The following is a 16,629-nucleotide window of genomic DNA, read 5'->3' as shown; positions in this document are numbered from 1 at the left end:
GCTATGAGCGAACATTAATACCAAAAGGCGCAGCACCAATGGTGACTGTATTTGAGTTGTTTTGCGAAACCCTTTGGCTGACCGCAAGATGAAGATCTTGACGATCTGAAACTTCGAGAACTTCGTTATCCATCATCAGCTCACCGAGCGTGATGTTGTTGAGAAAATCCGTAATGCGTGAGCTGAGATCACGCCACAGTGTGTGAGTCAGGCAGCGAGTCCCACCCTGACAATCCCCTTTCCCGTTGCATTTGGTCGCATCGACCGATTCATCAACCGCGGCAATCACAGTACCAATAGAAATGGCGTATGAGTCCATTCCTAAGCGATAACCGCCGCCCGGACCGCGCACACTGGCGACTAAGCCCGCTTTACGTAACTTAGAAAAAAGCTGCTCTAAGTACGAGAGAGAAATGCCTTGGCGCTCAGAAATGTCCGCCAACGGTACTGGGTTTTGTTGCGAATGCAGAGCCACATCTAACATGGCTGTTACCGCATATCTTCCTTTAGATGTCAGTCTCATAATCACACCGTATCCACACTGTTTATGTGGCTGGAAGTTTTCCATACTTGACTCTTTTGGTCAAGTATTTATTTGACTAATTTAGTCAGGTATTTAACCCTGAGACTTATAAGCTTATTCTTTGCGTGAGATTGACTTTTGTACTGACGTTAAGATCCCACGCAAGATATTGATTTCTTGAGCTTCTGGCCGAGCGCGCGTAAACATGCGGCGCAGTTTATTCATCACCTGTCCCGGCTGCTGCGCAGAAATAAACTCGGTTTGCATTACCACTTGTTCAAGATGGGCATAAAAACGCTCCAACTCTTGATGACGCGGATACTCTTCCTGCAATGTGCTGCTTTGCAAGCTCTGCTGCAAAGCAAGATAGGCCATCCGCACTTCATAACTCAGCAGTTGAACCGCCATTGCTAAATTCAGTGAGCTGTATTCTGGATTCGCAGGCACGCATACGTGGTAGTGACACAGTTGCAGCTCTTCATTGGTCAAGCCAGTGCGTTCACGACCAAACACCATAGCCACACTATGTTGGTTGGCTTCACTGATGAGTTTTTCTCCGCACTCGCGTGGCTCAAGCATTGGCCATTCAAGGGTACGTGAACGCGCACTGGTGCCCACGACTAACCCACAATCGGCAACGGCGGCTTCCAGCGTTGGATAAATTTGCGCATTAAGTGCAATTTCACTTGCCCCCGCGGCTAACGCGATCGCTTGAGCATCAACCTGACACTGCGGATCGACCAGCACCATCTGGCTCAGCCCCATGACTTTCATCGCCCGAGCGGCCGAACCAATATTTCCAGAGTGAGTTGTGCCGACCAATACGACTTTCACGCGTTCTAACATCATTTACTAAAATGTACTCCAAACAAAGCCGCGGGATATTAACACAAACCTGACCAAAATGGTCAGACCCTTTACCTTGACGGGCAACTAAGCGCACAAAAAATAACCACTTCCTTTTTTGATTTGTTTTGGTATACTGCCGCCCGCTTTTTCGTTCTTTAACATCCGTTGGGAAACTCGTATGCATCCAATGCTAAATATCGCTATTCGCGCCGCGCGAAAAGCAGGTAACCATATTGCCAAATCTCTGGAAAACGCAGAGAAGATTCAAACTACTCAGAAAGGCAGCAACGACTTTGTGACTAACGTCGACAAAGAAGCAGAAGCGATTATCGTTTCAACCATCAAAAGCTCTTACCCTGAGCACTGCATCATTGCAGAAGAAGGCGGCCTTATCGAAGGTAAAGATAAGGAAGTGCAATGGATCATCGACCCACTGGATGGCACCACTAACTTTGTAAAAGGTTTCCCTCACTTTGCTGTTTCTATTGCGGTACGCTTTAGAGGCAAAACTGAAGTCGCTTGTGTTTACGACCCAATGACTAACGAACTGTTCACTGCCCAACGTGGTGCAGGTGCACAGCTCAACAACGCTCGTATTCGCGTTCAGCCAATCAAAGATCTGCAAGGCGCAGTTTTGGCCACCGCATTCCCATTCAAACAAAAACAGCACTCAGAATCTTTCATGAAGATCCTCTCTGCAATGTTTGTTGAATGTGCAGATTTCCGTCGTACTGGTTCAGCCGCACTGGATCTGTGCTACCTAGCGGCAAACCGCGTTGATGGCTACTTTGAGCTTGGCCTAAAACCTTGGGATATGGCTGCAGGTGAACTGATTGCTCGTGAAGCGGGTGCCATCGTGACTGACTTTGCTGGCGGCACCGATTACATGCAATCGGGCAACATCGTGGCATCAAGCCCACGTGGTGTGAAAGCGATTCTGCAGCACATCCGTGAAAACGGTAACAGCGCAATTTTGAAATAATATCTGCTCCGTCACAGCTGATATCGCCCTGCCATTATGGCAGGGCTTTTTTTTGTTCTATCAACCGATCGCCTACTGCTTCATGATCAATCAGGTCATAGCGAACCAAGCTTGATAAAAAAACCGCTGACTTAGCAGCGGTTTTTTGTTTATGGACAAGAGAGATGCCTACGGCATTTCATCCAACTCTGCGCCTTCTTTCTCCACTTGTGGAGGCAACAAGTGCTCACGGGTGATCCCGAGTTTCAGCGCCAGTGCTGATGCCACATAGATAGAAGAATAAGTACCAACAGTAATACCCAGCAACAAGGCCAGCGCAAAACCGTGGATCATTGCTCCTCCTTGAGTAAAGAGGGCAATCACCACAAACAAAGTGGTACCTGAAGTGATCAAAGTACGGCTCAAAGTTTGTGTAATTGAGCTATTCATGATCTCTGCGGGTTCTTCTTTGCGCATCTTACGGAAGTTTTCACGGATCCGGTCAAACACCACGATAGTATCGTTGAGTGAGTAACCCACAACCGTCAGCAATGCTGCAACAATCGTGAGATCAACTTCAATCTGTAAGATAGAGAAGATGCCTAAGGTAATGATGACGTCGTGCGCCAATGCCAGCACCGCACCTGCAGCCAAACGCCATTCAAAGCGTACTGACACGTAGAGCAAGATACACAGCAAAGAAACCAGAATCGCCAAGCCGCCCGCTTCAGTGAGCTCATCACCCACGTTCGGGCCAACGAATTCGATACGGCGCATTTCCACGTTGCCGCCGGTACCTTCTTTGATCGCCGCGAGGATCTGGTTACCCAACGCCTCACCCGCCATATCATCACGAGGACGTAGACGTACCATTACATCACGTGCAGAACCAAAGTTTTGCACGGTAGCATCACCAAAACCTTTCGCTTCAAGGGCGCTACGGATTTGCTCCAGATTGGCAGGCTGCTCAAAGCCCACTTCAATCAATGTACCGCCCGTGAAATCCAGCCCCCAGTTCAGCCATTTGGTAGACAGAGTAAAAATCGATGCGGCAATCATCACCAGCGACAAGGCGAAGGCGAATTTCGACCAACGCATAAAGTCGATCATTTTGTCTGCTTTTAGGATTTGAAACATAACTTACCCCAGCCTCAGATCGACAGTTTGTTGATACGTTTGCCGCCATACAGCAGGTTCACGATACAACGTGTACCCACAATCGCGGTAAACATAGAGGTTAAAATACCGATAGACAGCGTCACTGCGAAGCCTTTAATCGCCCCTGTACCAACGGCAAACAAAATGATAGCCGTAATTAAGGTGGTGATGTTGGCATCGGCAATGGTACTGAATGCGTTAGCGTAACCTTGATGAATCGCTTGCTGCGGATTTTTTCCTTCGCGTAGCTCTTCACGAATACGCTCGAAGATCAGTACGTTGGCATCGACCGCCATACCGACCGTCAACACGATACCAGCAATACCTGGCAAGGTCATGGTTGCGCCCGGGATCATCGACATCACACCAATGATCAACACGAGGTTCGCCATCAGTGCGATGTTAGCGATCATGCCAAACTTACGGTAGTAAAGAACCGTAAACAGCATTACCGCCACCATACCCCAAATACAGGCCTGAATACCCATATCGATATTCTGCTGACCCATTGATGGACCAATGGTGCGCTCTTCGACGATAGAAATTGGCGCAATCAAAGCACCGGCACGCAATAGCAGAGCAAGGTTATGCGCTTCTGCCGGTGAATCAATCCCAGTAATACGGAAGTTACGTCCCAATGCCGACTGAATCGTCGCTTGGTTAATCACTTCTTCATGCTTGGTCAGAATGACTTTACCTTCAGGAGAGCGCTTACCGCTGTCTTTGTATTCGGCAAACACCGTCGCCATCAGCTTGCCAATGTTCTTTTTCGAGAACGCTGACATCTTGTTGCCGCCTTCGCTATCGAGCGAAATGTTCACCTGTGGGCGACCATATTCGTCGGCGCTTGAGCTTGCATCGGTAATGCTTGAACCACCCAGAATCACGCGCTTTTTCAGCACCACAGGACGGCCATTACGATCGAACTTGATTTCGCTGCCAGCTGGCACACGTCCTGCTGCCGCAGCGGCAAGGTCGGCTTTATCGTCCACTTCACGAAATTCAAGGGTTGCGGTCGCGCCTAAGATTTCTTTAGCACGCGCGGTGTCTTGTACACCCGGCAGCTCTACCACGATACGTGTCGCACCTTGGCGTTGAACCAGAGGCTCAGCCACACCCAGTTCGTTCACCCGGTTACGCAAAATAGTGATGTTCTGCTCAACGGCGTAGTTGCGAATTTCCTGTAAGCGAGCTTCGGTAAACTTAGCCACGAGCACAAAACGGCCATCGGATTCTGAAGTCGTAAAGGTCATATCACGGTGTTTCGACTCCAGAAGCAGCTTAGTTTGCGCAAGCTGCTCGGCATCACGCAGGGTCACTTCAACCGCATCCGATAATGGACGGATCGCGCGGTAACGAATTTTCTCGTCACGCAGATCACTGCGGAAAGCTTCTTCTTGTTGGCTGACCAATTTTTCCATCGCGGCATCCATATCCACTTCCATCAGGAAGTGCACACCACCACGCAGATCAAGGCCAAGTTTCATTGGTGCAGCACCAATTGACTCTAGCCAATCTGGCGTTGAAGGAGCGAGGTTTAACGCGACGATTTTATCCTTACCTAACGCTTCACTGATGATATCTCGGGCGCTGATTTGCGTATCCGTATCATTGAAACGAACAAGGATTGAGCCATTTTCAAGAGCAATGGATTTTTGGGAGAGTTGCGCTTTATTGAGCGCATCGGTGACAGCATCCAGCGTTGACATATCAACAGAGGCGCCACGCGCCCCTGTTATTTGGATAGCTGGATCTTCACCGTAGATATTTGGAAGTGCATACAAGGCTGCAACGGCGATGGTTAACATCACCATCAGATACTTCCATAACGGATAACGGTTTAGCACAGCGAGGATCCTATGGCTGTTTTAAAGAGATTTCAGCGTACCTTTTGGCAGCACTGCAGTCACGAAGTCCTTCTTGATCACAACTTCGTTGTTGGTGTTCAACTCGATTGTGATGTAAGCGTTGTCTTCAGCAATCTTAGTGATACGACCGACTAGACCACCAGAGGTCAGCACTTCGTCACCTTTTGCCATCGCAGCCATCAGGTTTTTGTGTTCTTTGACACGCTTAGCTTGTGGACGGTAGATCATGAAATAGAAGATCACTGCGAACATCGCGAGCATGATGATCATTTCAAAACCGCCACCTTGTGGGGCACCTTCGCCTGCGGCATGTGCTACAGAAATTAAACTCATTGAGAAACGTCCTCTAAGTTATTGTTGTTTAATGTTGATTCTATTGGGATGCACAGGGGTGAATTCAAGCGGCTTACCACGCAAATCCAACCCAGTGCACGAAATCAGGCTTTGTCTTTTTGTAGTGGTGGCACTTCGCGGTTACGACGCGCGTAGAACTCGGCTACAAATTGGTCAAAACGGTCTTCATCAATCGCTTTACGAATGCTTTCCATCAAGCGTTGGTAGTAACGCAGGTTATGGATGGTATTCAAGCGTGCACCGAGGATTTCGTTACAGCGATCCAGATGATGCAGGTATGACTTCGAATAATTTTTGCAAGTGTAACAGTCGCAATGCGGATCCAGTGGTGTTGTATCGGTTTTATGTGCTGCATTACGGATCTTGATCACACCACCCGTCACAAACAGGTGACCGTTACGTGCGTTACGCGTTGGCATCACACAGTCAAACATGTCGATACCACGACGCACACCTTCCACCAAGTCTTCCGGTTTACCGACGCCCATCAGATAACGTGGCTTGTCTTCCGGCAGTTGTGGACAGGTATGTTCTAGTACACGATGCATGTCTTCTTTCGGCTCACCCACCGCAAGACCACCCACAGCATAACCATCAAAACCGATTTCCGTCAGGCCTTTTACCGATACATCACGCAAATCTTCATACACACCCCCCTGCACGATACCAAACAGGTTGTTCGGGTTTTCGAGCTTATCGAAGTGGTCACGTGAACGTTTTGCCCAACGCAGAGACATTTCCATCGATTTTTTCGCTTCATCGTGGGTCGCTGGGTATGGCGTACACTCGTCAAAAATCATCACGATGTCTGAACCCAAATCTTTTTGGATTTCCATCGATTTCTCGGCGTCCATAAAGATTTTGTCGCCGTTTACTGGGTTACGGAAATGCACGCCTTCTTCGGTGATCTTACGGATATCGCCTAAGCTGAATACCTGAAAACCGCCTGAATCAGTCAAGATAGGACCTTGCCAGTTCATGAAATCGTGCAAGTCACCGTGCATTTTCATCACTTCTTGGCCAGGGCGCAGCCAGAGATGGAAAGTGTTACCGAGCAGAATTTGTGCGCCAGTCTCTTTCACTTCTTCAGGGGTCATCCCTTTTACCGTGCCGTAAGTACCCACTGGCATAAACGCAGGGGTTTGCACTGTGCCGCGTTCAAAAATCAATTGACCACGACGGGCATTACCGTTTTTCTTTTTCAGTTCAAATTTTAATTTCACGAAGCCTCCAATGTCAGAGAAACAGTCTGACCATTTTTACCCACCTAATCGCACGAACTTACGCTATCAGCAGGTCGATAATTCAAGCCTTATTGCCAGCAACAAGGCTCTTTGCGGAGCGGTCGCGTTTCCCTGCGAAAAAGGTCTGCACCTTTTCTGGCTACTGCCAGCACTCGTTTTCGTTATCCCTTGCCACCTGAAGTGACTACTCCAAGTGATTAGGGATGATTACGCTTTAGTCATCTGCTTACGAATAAACATCGCATCGCCGTAACTAAAGAAGCGATATTGCTCTTTGACCGCATGTTCATAAGCGGCCATGGTGTGCTCATAACCTGCAAACGCACTCACCAGCATGATCAAGGTCGATTCAGGCAAGTGGAAATTGGTGATCAAGCAATCCACCAACTGGTATTGATACCCCGGGAAGATGAAGATTTCGGTATCACCAAAAAATGGCTTTAACTCGGTGCCTTTTTGCAGCGCGTCTTGCGCCGCACTTTCGAGTGAACGTACTGAGGTGGTACCCACAGCAACCACTCGACCACCACGCGCTTTGGTCGCCGCAATCGCATCCACCACTTCTTGTGGCACTTCAACGTATTCCGCATGCATATGGTGATCGTGAATATTTTCCACCCGCACAGGCTGGAAGGTCCCCGCGCCAACATGCAGTGTCACATACGCCAACTCAACGCCTTTGGCTTGGATCTGCTCAAGCAGCGCTTGGTCAAAATGCAAACCCGCCGTTGGGGCAGCTACCGCACCCGGCTTTTGGTTGTACACCGTTTGATAACGCTCTTTATCCGCTTCTTCATCAGGACGGTCGATGTAAGGTGGCAACGGCATGTGACCAATTTGATTGAGAATATCCAATACCACGGTTTCCGCAGTAAAACGGATTTCAAACAATGCATCGTGACGCGCCTGCATCACGGCATGAAACTCATCGTTCTCGCCTAAATAAAGTTCAGTACCCGGTTTGGGCGGTTTTGATGAACGAACGTGCGCTAAAATCGTGTGCTCATCGAGCATACGCTCTACCAACACTTCTAATTTGCCACCACTGGCTTTGCGCCCAAACATGCGTGCTGGGATCACTCGCGTGTTGTTAAACACCAGCAGATCTCCCGGTTCAACCAGTTCGAGGACATCTTTAAAGGTGCCATCCACCAGTTGACCACTGTTGCCGTCAAGCTGTAGCAAGCGGCTCGCGGTACGTTCTGCTTTTGGGTAGCGAGCAATCAGCTCGTCTGGGAGTTCAAAATGAAAATCTGAAACTTGCATGGCTCTTTCTTGATTAAGTGATCAGTATCGTCGCCCGATTTCGCGGCGCGCCAGTATATACCTAAGTGCGCTCAAGATACAGGAATGCTGCGTGGTGATACACCTCTGGCAAGGTAACCTTTTGTAAAGAGCCATCAGGTTCGCCAGCGGATTCAACAATCCGCATATTTCGGTTTCACTTCGCAGAAGTTGCTGGCCAATCACACTATAGTTAAATAAGAAAGCGTTAATGGGAAAAGGGGTTAGAGACCCCGGCTCCGATGGTTCTCTGCGCAGAAAGGAGTTGGCTATGATCAAAGTTGAAGACATGATGACGCGTCACCCGCACACCTTATTGCGGACTCACACGCTCAACGATGCGAAACATCTTATGGAGGCGCTGGATATCCGCCACGTGCCGATTGTGGATGCGAATAAAAAGTTGCTGGGTATCGTCAGCCAACGCGATTTGTTGGCGGCTCAGGAATCCAGCTTACAGCGCAGTGCCCAAGGCGATTCTCTCGCCTTCGAAACTCCGCTGTTTGAGGTGATGCACACCGATGTTACGAGCGTCGCGCCGCAAGCGGGGCTCAAAGAAAGCGCAATTTACATGCAAAAACACAAAATTGGCTGTTTGCCTGTCGTCGCCAAAGATGTGTTAGTTGGGATCATTACCGACAGTGATTTCGTGACAATTGCGATCAATCTGCTCGAACTTCAGGAAGAGAGTGAACCCGATGAGTTGGATGAGGAGCAGTAAGCCAAGCTATCACCCGATTCATTCTCGGCTCGGCCAAATGATTTGCAGCGGCAGTGATATGTAGGAATGGGCTCGCCATACTCAAACAGAGTAAACGCTCACCCTAAAAAAGGCGGCCATTCGGCCGCCAAGGTTCGCACAGAATGGTGGATTATCGATTAGTGAAATTGATCTTCTTCGGTTGAGCCGGTCAGGGCCGTCACCGAACTGTTGCCGCCTTGAATGGTGTTGGTCATCTTATCGAAGTAACCCGTCCCCACTTCTTGTTGGTGCGCCACGAAGGTATAACCTTTGGATGCTGCTTCAAATTCGCGACGCTGTACCATTTCGACATAGTGACGCATACCTTCGCCTTGCGCGTAAGCGTGCGCTAACTCAAACATGTTGAACCACATGTTGTGAATACCCGCTAACGTGATGAACTGGTACTTGTAACCCATGTCCGACAGCGCTTGCTGGAAATGGGCGATGGTTTTCGCATCGAGATTCTTTTCCCAGTTGAACGAAGGTGAGCAGTTGTAAGCCAACAGTTGATCTGGGTATTGTGCATGAATCGCTTCAGCAAATTTACGCGCTTCTTCCAGATCCGGCTTCGCGGTTTCACACCACACCAAATCTGCGTAAGGTGCGTAAGCCAAGCCGCGAGAAATCGCTTGGTCAATGCCCGCGCGTACACGGTAGAAACCTTCGGAAGTACGCTCACCGGTCACGAAATCGGCATCGTACGGATCGCTGTCTGAAGTGAGCAAATCGGCGGCGTTAGCATCGGTGCGAGCAATCACTAACGTAGTCGTGCCTGCAACATCGGCAGCCAAACGTGCTGCAATCAGTTTTTGCACCGCCTCTTGAGTCGGTACCAATACTTTGCCGCCCATGTGGCCACATTTTTTCACCGAAGCCAATTGGTCTTCAAAGTGAACGCCAGCAGCGCCCGCTTCAATCATAGATTTCATCAACTCATAAGCGTTGAGTACGCCACCAAAACCGGCTTCCGCATCCGCGACGATTGGCAGGAAGTAATCAATTCCGCCTTCATCTTGTGGTGATTTGCCGTTTGACCACTGAATCTGGTCAGCGCGACGAAACGCATTATTGATGCGGCGTACCACTGAAGGTACTGAATCCACTGGATAGAGAGATTGGTCAGGATACATGGTGCCTGCGGTGTTGTTATCCGCCGCCACTTGCCAGCCAGAGAGATAAATCGCTTCAATGCCCGCCTTGGCTTGTTGCACCGCTTGGCCGCCAGTGAGTGCGCCCAAACAGTTCACATACCCTTTTTTCGCTGAACCATTCACCAGTTCCCACAGTTTGTCTGCACCACGTTGGGCGATGGTATTGGCAGGTACAACCGAGCCGCGCAAACTCACCACTTCTTCAGCGGTGTAAGTGCGTTTCACATTTTTCCAGCGTGGGTTGGTTGCCCAATCTTTTTCTAGTGCTTCAATTTGTTGGCGACGAGTCAGTGTCATAATCTATCCCTCTTGTATATTGGTTGCCTGTTGGCAGCTCGATTCCTTGTTCGATCAGTACTGCGCTCGCTGATCGTAAAGTGGTTTCACGTTACTGGTGTTTTTTCACCTTACTGGTGTTATAGAGGCCTACGGCAAGTAGTCGTAGCCCGGTATGGTTAAGAAATTCGGTAGCTCTTGACTGGTCGTTAAGCGCTCCATCAATTCGGCCGCTTCAGTAAAACGCCCTTGTGCAAAACGGGACTCACCCACTTCGCTTTTCACCACCTCAATCTCTTGTTTGAGGTAGTCGCGAAACAGTTCGTTCGTGACCACTTGCCCGTTATCTAACGTTTTGCCGTGTTGGATCCATTGCCAAATCGAAGCGCGTGAAATCTCCGCTGTCGCCGCATCTTCCATCAAGCCGTAGATCGGCACACAACCGTTACCAGAAATCCATGCTTCGATGTATTGCAACGCAACGCGAATGTTGTGGCGCATGCCATGCTCGGAGCGTGGCCCGTCGCAAGGTGCCAATAGATCGGCCGCGGTTATCGGAGCATCGGCCATTCGGCTTACATTAAGTTGGTTTTTGCGCTCACCAAGCACCTCGTTAAACACCGCCATTGCGGTATCCGCTAAACCGGGGTGTGCGACCCAAGTACCATCGTGGCCATTGGTCGCTTCAAGCATTTTGTCGCCGCGAATTTTTTGTAGCACTTGCTCATTGAGCGCAGGATCTTTGGCTGGAATAAACGCCGCCATCCCGCCCATCGCAAACGCGCCGCGTTTATGACAGGTGTAAATCAACAAACGGGAATACGCATTGAGGAAAGGCTTATCCATGGTCACCACTTGGCGATCCGGCAATACGCGGTCGGGATGCTTTTTCAAGGTTTTGATGTAGCTGAAAATATAATCCCAGCGCCCACAGTTCAGACCGACAATGTGCTCTTTGAGTGAGAAGAGGATCTCATCCATCTGAAATACCGCAGGCAGAGTTTCAATCAACACCGTTGCTTTGATGGTGCCAGTGTCTAAGCCAAAATAATCTTCCGTGAAATGGAACACGTCACTCCACCACTGCGCCTCTTGATAAGCTTGCAGCTTAGGTAGGTAGAAATAAGGGCCACTGCCTTTTTTCAACAGTGCGCGATGGTTGTTGTAAAAATAGAGCGCAAAATCGAACAGTGAACCGGGAATCGCCAAGCCGTTGTAAGTGACATGTTTTTCTTTGAGATGCAGACCGCGCACGCGGCAGATAAGCACCGCTGGGTTGGCATTGAGCTCATAACGCTTGCCATTTTCTGGATTGGTATAGCTTATGCTGCCCAGAATCGCATCACGCAGATTGATCTGACCATCCAATACCTTGTCCCACGCGGGCGACATCGAATCTTCAAAGTCAGCCATAAAGACTTTCACATTCGCGTTGAGGGCATTAATCACCATTTTGCGATCGGTTGGCCCCGTGATCTCTACGCGGCGATCTTGCAGATCGTCTGGAATGCCGAGAATCTTCCAGCTTCCTTCACGGATATCTTTGGTTTCGGCAAGAAAATCAGGTAGCTGGCCTTGGTCGATAAGCGTTTGTTTTTGTTCACGCAAGTTCAGAAATTCATCAACTCGCGGCGCAAAGCGCTCACAGAGTTGCTGTAAAAAAGTTTGGGCTTCGACAGGGAAAATCGCTTGATGTTCGGGTGAAAGGGTACCCACCACAGCAAGCTTGCCTTCGGTGATTTTGGTTTCCGTGGTGTGTTGGGTTAATTCAGCAGTATTGATTGACATAAATTCCTTCCTTGAAACACTCACCAAGAACATTTGTAACTTTAAAACTACAAATTTTCATTATTCAGTTGGCTTATCCGTTGTGATTTAAAGTCACTTAAATTGCGCACTTTTGCAAGACTCCGGGCACTAGACATAAGTCTTAACAACGCCAATAAACCTTAACCCACAAAGCACCAACAAGAAAGAGCAAAAGTTAACCCAAGGTTAAATTCGAAGTTTTATTCGGTTGCCACCCCCACACAATTCACACACCAAAATCCGTAAGTTATTACGTAATTTAATTACACAAAAATTAACATTGAAAATAGCACTTAAACAAGCGTTTAAATTTATCCTTACGGTATAAAAGGTCGGAATGACTGGCTTAGAGCGGAACCCATCGTCTGTAATTAAAACAGCGTTACGGTCAGGATATGTAAAATTCACATTGTGAATATTTACAATTTTATGAAAGCCCCACCAATTTTGACTTGTGAAATTTCACAATTAAAAAATTACTAACCACATAAAATGCTAAAAAGCGCATCGTTGACAATGCGCTTTCACTAGTCCATAGCGGAATTATCACTACGACCAATCGCTATAACAGTTCAGCCACTATCTCAGCTAACTGGCGAAAAGTGTGAATTCGGGAAGAACTTGGACGCCACACTAGGCCGATTTCTCGGTAAGCTTTTTGTCCAGGAGGGTCGATCACCACCAGATTTTGGTTATCCAGCAAACCGTGATCGATGGCCATTTGCGGAATAAAAGTCGTACCTAATCCATTGGCCACCATTTGCACTAAGGTATGCAAACTGGTCGCGGTAAATGGATTAATCTTCTCTTTATCGGTGAGCTTACAAGCCGATACGGCATGTTCAGTTAAACAGTGCTCGTTTTCGAGTAAAAACACCGATTCATCGGGTAGATCTGCGTAGCGGATCGGCACGCGGATCTGATTAACTTGGTTACGGCTGATCACCATACGAAACGGATCTTGCCCCACCACATAGCTCTCCATATTGCCAATATCGACGGGTAAGGCGAGGATCAACACATCCAGTTCACCACTGCGCAAGGCGGAGAGCAGATTTGCCGTGGTATCTTCACGCAACAATAAGTGCAATTTGGGGTAACGCTGGTTAATCTCTTGGACTAAATCACACAACAAAAACGGCGCAATGGTTGGAATGCACCCCAAACGCAATTGCCCTTCCATGGTGTCACCTTGGCACAACTTGCCAAGCTCGACTAAATCTTGCCCCTTGGCGAGCAATTCTCGCCCCTGCTTGACCACCAACTCTCCGACCCGAGTAAATACCAGAGGGCTTTTCTTATCTTGCTTTTCATACAAGGAGCAGCCGATCAACTCTTCAAGGTTTTGAATGCCTTTACTTAAGGTCGATTGACTGACAAAGCAACGCTCAGCCGCCTCACTAAAATGGCGGGTTTCATAAAGTGTCACCAAATAAGATAACTGCTTGAGGCTTGGCCATTTATTCATACATCTTCCATCCTCTCATCAAAAACCGCGCTAAAAACATCATGGTACCTAGGCACTACTGACCTCACCGAGACTTATCGCTTTTTTCGATTAACTTAATCTAATTAATTCATTTTTTACTTTGTCTACTTTGTACTATATTTCTCCTCGTTATTCACGGACTGAATTATGAACTCAACGCACATAGTTCAGTACTTACAAAATTGCTTAGGAGCAAAAAAATGGTACTAGTTGGTCGCAAAGCCCCTGATTTTACTGCAGCTGCTGTTCTTGGTAACGGTGAAATCGTTGATAACTTCAACTTCGCAGAATTTACAAAAGGTAAGAAAGCGGTTGTTTTCTTCTACCCACTAGACTTCACTTTCGTTTGCCCATCTGAACTGATTGCATTCGACAACCGTTACGAAGACTTCCTTGCTAAAGGTGTAGAAGTGATTGGTGTTTCTATCGACTCTCAGTTCTCTCACAACGCATGGCGTAACACTGCTGTTGAAAACGGCGGTATCGGTCAAGTGAAATACCCACTGGTTGCAGACGTTAAACACGAAATCTGTAAAGCTTACGATGTTGAGCACCCAGAAGCTGGCGTGGCTTTCCGTGGTTCATTCCTGATCGACGAAGAAGGCATGGTTCGTCACCAAGTAGTGAACGATCTGCCACTGGGTCGTAACATCGACGAAATGCTACGTATGGTTGACGCACTGAACTTCCACCAAACTCACGGTGAAGTGTGCCCAGCACAATGGGAAGCAGGCAAAGCAGGTATGGAAGCATCTCCAAAAGGCGTTGCAGCATTCCTGTCTCAATACTCAGCTGACCTAAAATAAGACTCTTAACCCCGCGCTCAACACGGGTGGTTGGAAATAATAAAGCGAAAACGCTACGCCAATCAGTTAAGAAGTAAAGTCATCAAAAGCCCAAAGCACTGCTTTGGGCTTTTTCTATTCTTCATTTCACCGAATCTGTCCCACACTTAAACGAGATGACTTGCTATGTAGTGGCCGCTAAGCAGCAGGAATGGGATATCCCTCCTGCAGCTTCAAGTAGGAAGGGTATAAATGGGTAATTCGGGTCTTAAACTTTACCCCTATTCTTGCGCATTCTGCGCGATGTCTGCTGCTATGATACTGCCATTTCCTTTATCCAACCGGAGTTAACCTGATGAAATATCAAGTTGAAGTCTGTATCGACAATATTGAATCCCTGCATAACGCCATCGCGGGAGGCGCAACCCGTATTGAGCTTTGTTCATCCCTTGCACTAGGTGGATTAACCCCTAGCGCCGGGTTGATGTACAGCGCAGGTAGAGTGTCACCGATTCCGGTTTACGCCATGATAAGACCAAGAGAAGGGGATTTTTTCTATCACGATGATGAACTCAGCATCATGGCGCAGGACATTCGTACGGCGCATCAAGCAAACTTACAAGGCGTGGTACTAGGGTTACTCAATGCCGATGGCACGATTGATGTGAAACGCAGCAAACCTTTAATCGAACTTGCTCACTCCCTCGGGTTAGGTGTGACGTTTCACCGCGCATTTGACCACTGTGTAAACCCTGAACACGCGTTAGAAGAGATCATTGCGCTCGGTTGTGAACGCATTTTGACCTCAGGCTTGGCGCGCAACGCTTATCTTGGTATTGAACGTTTAGCACAACTGGTCAAACAGAGTGCTGGGCGCATTTCAATCATGGCAGGCGCTGGGGTTAATGCGCAGAATGTGGCTGAAATTGCGTTAGCCACCGGGGTCAATGAGCTGCATTTATCCGCAAAAACCACGCGTCCGAGCGAGATGCTGTTTATTCGCTCGGAGAGCAAAATGGGCGCGGCGGACTGTGATGATTTTATTATCCCGGTGACCAGCCGCGATGCGTTACAGCAAACCGTACACGCTCTGGCGGCACTCAATTCTGTCCTACATTAATAATGTATATCCAAACGACTTGGCGTTGCAGGTAGGCGGCAAGTGAGTTCATCCCCATGAGCATAGATAAACGATGTGATTGGGGTGAACGAACGTAGCCAACACCGCTGCAGCTTCAAGTAGGAAGGGGAAAATACGATCATCCGCCACGGAACTTCGCCGCTCTCACTGCTATGCTTAACCTAGCAAAGGAGAGAATGCGATGGCGAAATTGGATAAGAAAGTCTACGAGCGTGAATTAGAGCTGCTGCAAATTGAGCTAGTCAAACTGCAAGAGTGGGTGAAACAAGAAAAGCTCAAGCTAGTGGTCATTTTTGAAGGACGCGATGCCGCGGGAAAAGGTGGAGTGATCAAAACCATCACCGAGAAACTCAATCCGCGGGTCTGCCGTGTGGCCGCCCTCCCCGCCCCCACCGAAAAAGAGAAAACCCAATGGTATTTTCAGCGCTACGTCGCCCATCTTCCGGCCGGTGGTGAAATTGTCTTGTTTGACCGCAGTTGGTACAACCGCGCGGGAGTCGAAAAGGTGATGGGCTTTTGCAGCGATGAAGAGTATCAAGAATTTCTGCGCTCTTGCCCTGAATTTGAACGCATGCTGCAACGTTCTGGGATCATCTTACTCAAATACTGGTTTTCAGTATCCGATGAAGAGCAAGAGCGGCGCTTTATCGAGCGGATTAATACGCCACTCAAACGCTGGAAATTCAGTCCAATGGATCTCGAGTCTCGTCAGCGCTGGGCAGCCTATTCGAGAGCTAAAGATGAGATGTTTGCTTACACCGATACCAAACACTGCCCGTGGTGGGTGGTGCCTTCGGATGACAAAAAGCGCGCTCGCCTCAACTGCATCAGCCACCTACTCAGTAGTGTTGAGTATCAAGAGATTGAGCATGCACCGATCTCTCTGCCGGAAATCAATAAGCAAGGTTACGTACGGCCCCCCATCGAAGACCAAACCTTTGTTCCACAGCGCTACTAATCCTCTACCTACAAACTCCGTCAATTTGCTGCTC

General features: G+C 48.5%; 15 protein-coding genes. 5 read left to right on the top strand and 10 right to left on the bottom strand.

Annotated elements, in window-relative coordinates:
• Position 1: 1 nt before the first annotated feature.
• Positions 2–523 (bottom strand): Fe-S cluster assembly transcriptional regulator IscR, encoded by a 522-nt coding sequence (gene iscR / locus GOU96_RS02715; RefSeq protein ID WP_001918301.1) that lies wholly within the window; start codon positions 521–523, stop codon positions 2–4.
• A gap of 114 nt (positions 524–637) precedes the next feature.
• The gene (gene trmJ / locus GOU96_RS02710) at positions 638–1,369 is read right to left on the bottom strand and encodes a tRNA (cytosine(32)/uridine(32)-2'-O)-methyltransferase TrmJ (RefSeq protein ID WP_042987959.1); all 732 of its coding nucleotides are present in this window, start codon (positions 1,367–1,369) and stop codon (positions 638–640) included.
• A gap of 181 nt (positions 1,370–1,550) precedes the next feature.
• Here trmJ and suhB point away from each other — a divergent pair, with 181 nt between their 5' ends.
• Positions 1,551–2,354 (top strand): inositol-1-monophosphatase, encoded by an 804-nt coding sequence (gene suhB, locus GOU96_RS02705; RefSeq protein ID WP_000553435.1) that lies wholly within the window; start codon positions 1,551–1,553, stop codon positions 2,352–2,354.
• 168 nt (positions 2,355–2,522) lie between these two features.
• Here the strand turns inward: suhB and secF are convergent, their stop codons facing one another.
• The 5 genes from secF to queA all read right to left on the bottom strand — a co-directional run bounded on the left by secF (position 2,523) and on the right by queA (position 8,223).
• Positions 2,523–3,470 carry a protein translocase subunit SecF gene (secF, locus tag GOU96_RS02700; protein ID WP_000486403.1) on the bottom strand — a complete coding sequence of 316 codons (948 nt, stop codon included), beginning with the start codon at positions 3,468–3,470 and terminating at the stop codon, positions 2,523–2,525.
• A gap of 14 nt (positions 3,471–3,484) precedes the next feature.
• Complete coding sequence (secD, locus tag GOU96_RS02695; RefSeq protein WP_080390331.1) at positions 3,485–5,338, bottom strand: protein translocase subunit SecD; 1,854 nt, start codon at positions 5,336–5,338, stop codon at positions 3,485–3,487.
• A 21-nt stretch (positions 5,339–5,359) separates the two neighbouring features.
• Complete coding sequence (gene yajC, locus GOU96_RS02690) at positions 5,360–5,692, bottom strand: preprotein translocase subunit YajC (RefSeq protein ID WP_000053137.1); 333 nt, start codon at positions 5,690–5,692, stop codon at positions 5,360–5,362.
• A 104-nt stretch (positions 5,693–5,796) separates the two neighbouring features.
• On the bottom strand, positions 5,797–6,936 hold the full coding sequence (gene tgt / locus GOU96_RS02685) for a tRNA guanosine(34) transglycosylase Tgt (RefSeq protein WP_000768200.1): 1,140 nt from the start codon (positions 6,934–6,936) through the stop codon (positions 5,797–5,799).
• Positions 6,937–7,164: 228 nt separating this feature from the next.
• A complete protein-coding gene (gene queA / locus GOU96_RS02680) occupies positions 7,165–8,223 on the bottom strand; it encodes a tRNA preQ1(34) S-adenosylmethionine ribosyltransferase-isomerase QueA (protein WP_001913881.1) in 1,059 nt (352 codons plus the stop codon).
• 289 nt (positions 8,224–8,512) lie between these two features.
• Here queA and GOU96_RS02675 point away from each other — a divergent pair, with 289 nt between their 5' ends.
• Positions 8,513–8,962 (top strand): CBS domain-containing protein, encoded by a 450-nt coding sequence (locus GOU96_RS02675; RefSeq protein ID WP_000598452.1) that lies wholly within the window; start codon positions 8,513–8,515, stop codon positions 8,960–8,962.
• 158 nt (positions 8,963–9,120) lie between these two features.
• On the opposite strand, the gene aceA is transcribed toward GOU96_RS02675, so the two are convergent.
• The 3 genes from aceA to GOU96_RS02660 form a co-directional block, all read right to left on the bottom strand.
• Positions 9,121–10,434 carry an isocitrate lyase gene (gene aceA, locus GOU96_RS02670; RefSeq protein WP_000176892.1) on the bottom strand — a complete coding sequence of 438 codons (1,314 nt, stop codon included), beginning with the start codon at positions 10,432–10,434 and terminating at the stop codon, positions 9,121–9,123.
• A gap of 129 nt (positions 10,435–10,563) precedes the next feature.
• The gene (gene aceB / locus GOU96_RS02665) at positions 10,564–12,201 is read right to left on the bottom strand and encodes a malate synthase A (protein WP_267780766.1); all 1,638 of its coding nucleotides are present in this window, start codon (positions 12,199–12,201) and stop codon (positions 10,564–10,566) included.
• A gap of 583 nt (positions 12,202–12,784) precedes the next feature.
• On the bottom strand, positions 12,785–13,690 hold the full coding sequence (locus GOU96_RS02660) for a hydrogen peroxide-inducible genes activator (protein ID WP_001045922.1): 906 nt from the start codon (positions 13,688–13,690) through the stop codon (positions 12,785–12,787).
• Positions 13,691–13,911: 221 nt separating this feature from the next.
• Between GOU96_RS02660 and GOU96_RS02655 the strand changes: the two genes are divergently transcribed.
• From GOU96_RS02655 to ppk2, 3 genes are all read left to right on the top strand, one after another.
• Positions 13,912–14,517, top strand: coding sequence for a peroxiredoxin C (locus GOU96_RS02655; protein WP_000244647.1), 606 nt, complete (start codon positions 13,912–13,914; stop codon positions 14,515–14,517).
• Positions 14,518–14,851: 334 nt separating this feature from the next.
• The gene (locus GOU96_RS02650; protein WP_000877213.1) at positions 14,852–15,616 is read left to right on the top strand and encodes a copper homeostasis protein CutC; all 765 of its coding nucleotides are present in this window, start codon (positions 14,852–14,854) and stop codon (positions 15,614–15,616) included.
• Between the two features lie 202 nt (positions 15,617–15,818).
• A complete protein-coding gene (gene ppk2 / locus GOU96_RS02645) occupies positions 15,819–16,595 on the top strand; it encodes a polyphosphate kinase 2 (RefSeq protein WP_001086041.1) in 777 nt (258 codons plus the stop codon).
• Positions 16,596–16,629: the final 34 nt, after the last annotated feature.

This window comes from Vibrio sp. R-1 (assembly GCF_035615595.1).
GTDB lineage: Bacteria > Pseudomonadota > Gammaproteobacteria > Enterobacterales > Vibrionaceae > Vibrio > Vibrio cholerae.
Note: the sequence above shows the minus strand (reverse complement) of the source record. Positions and strands in the feature narration are given on the sequence as shown.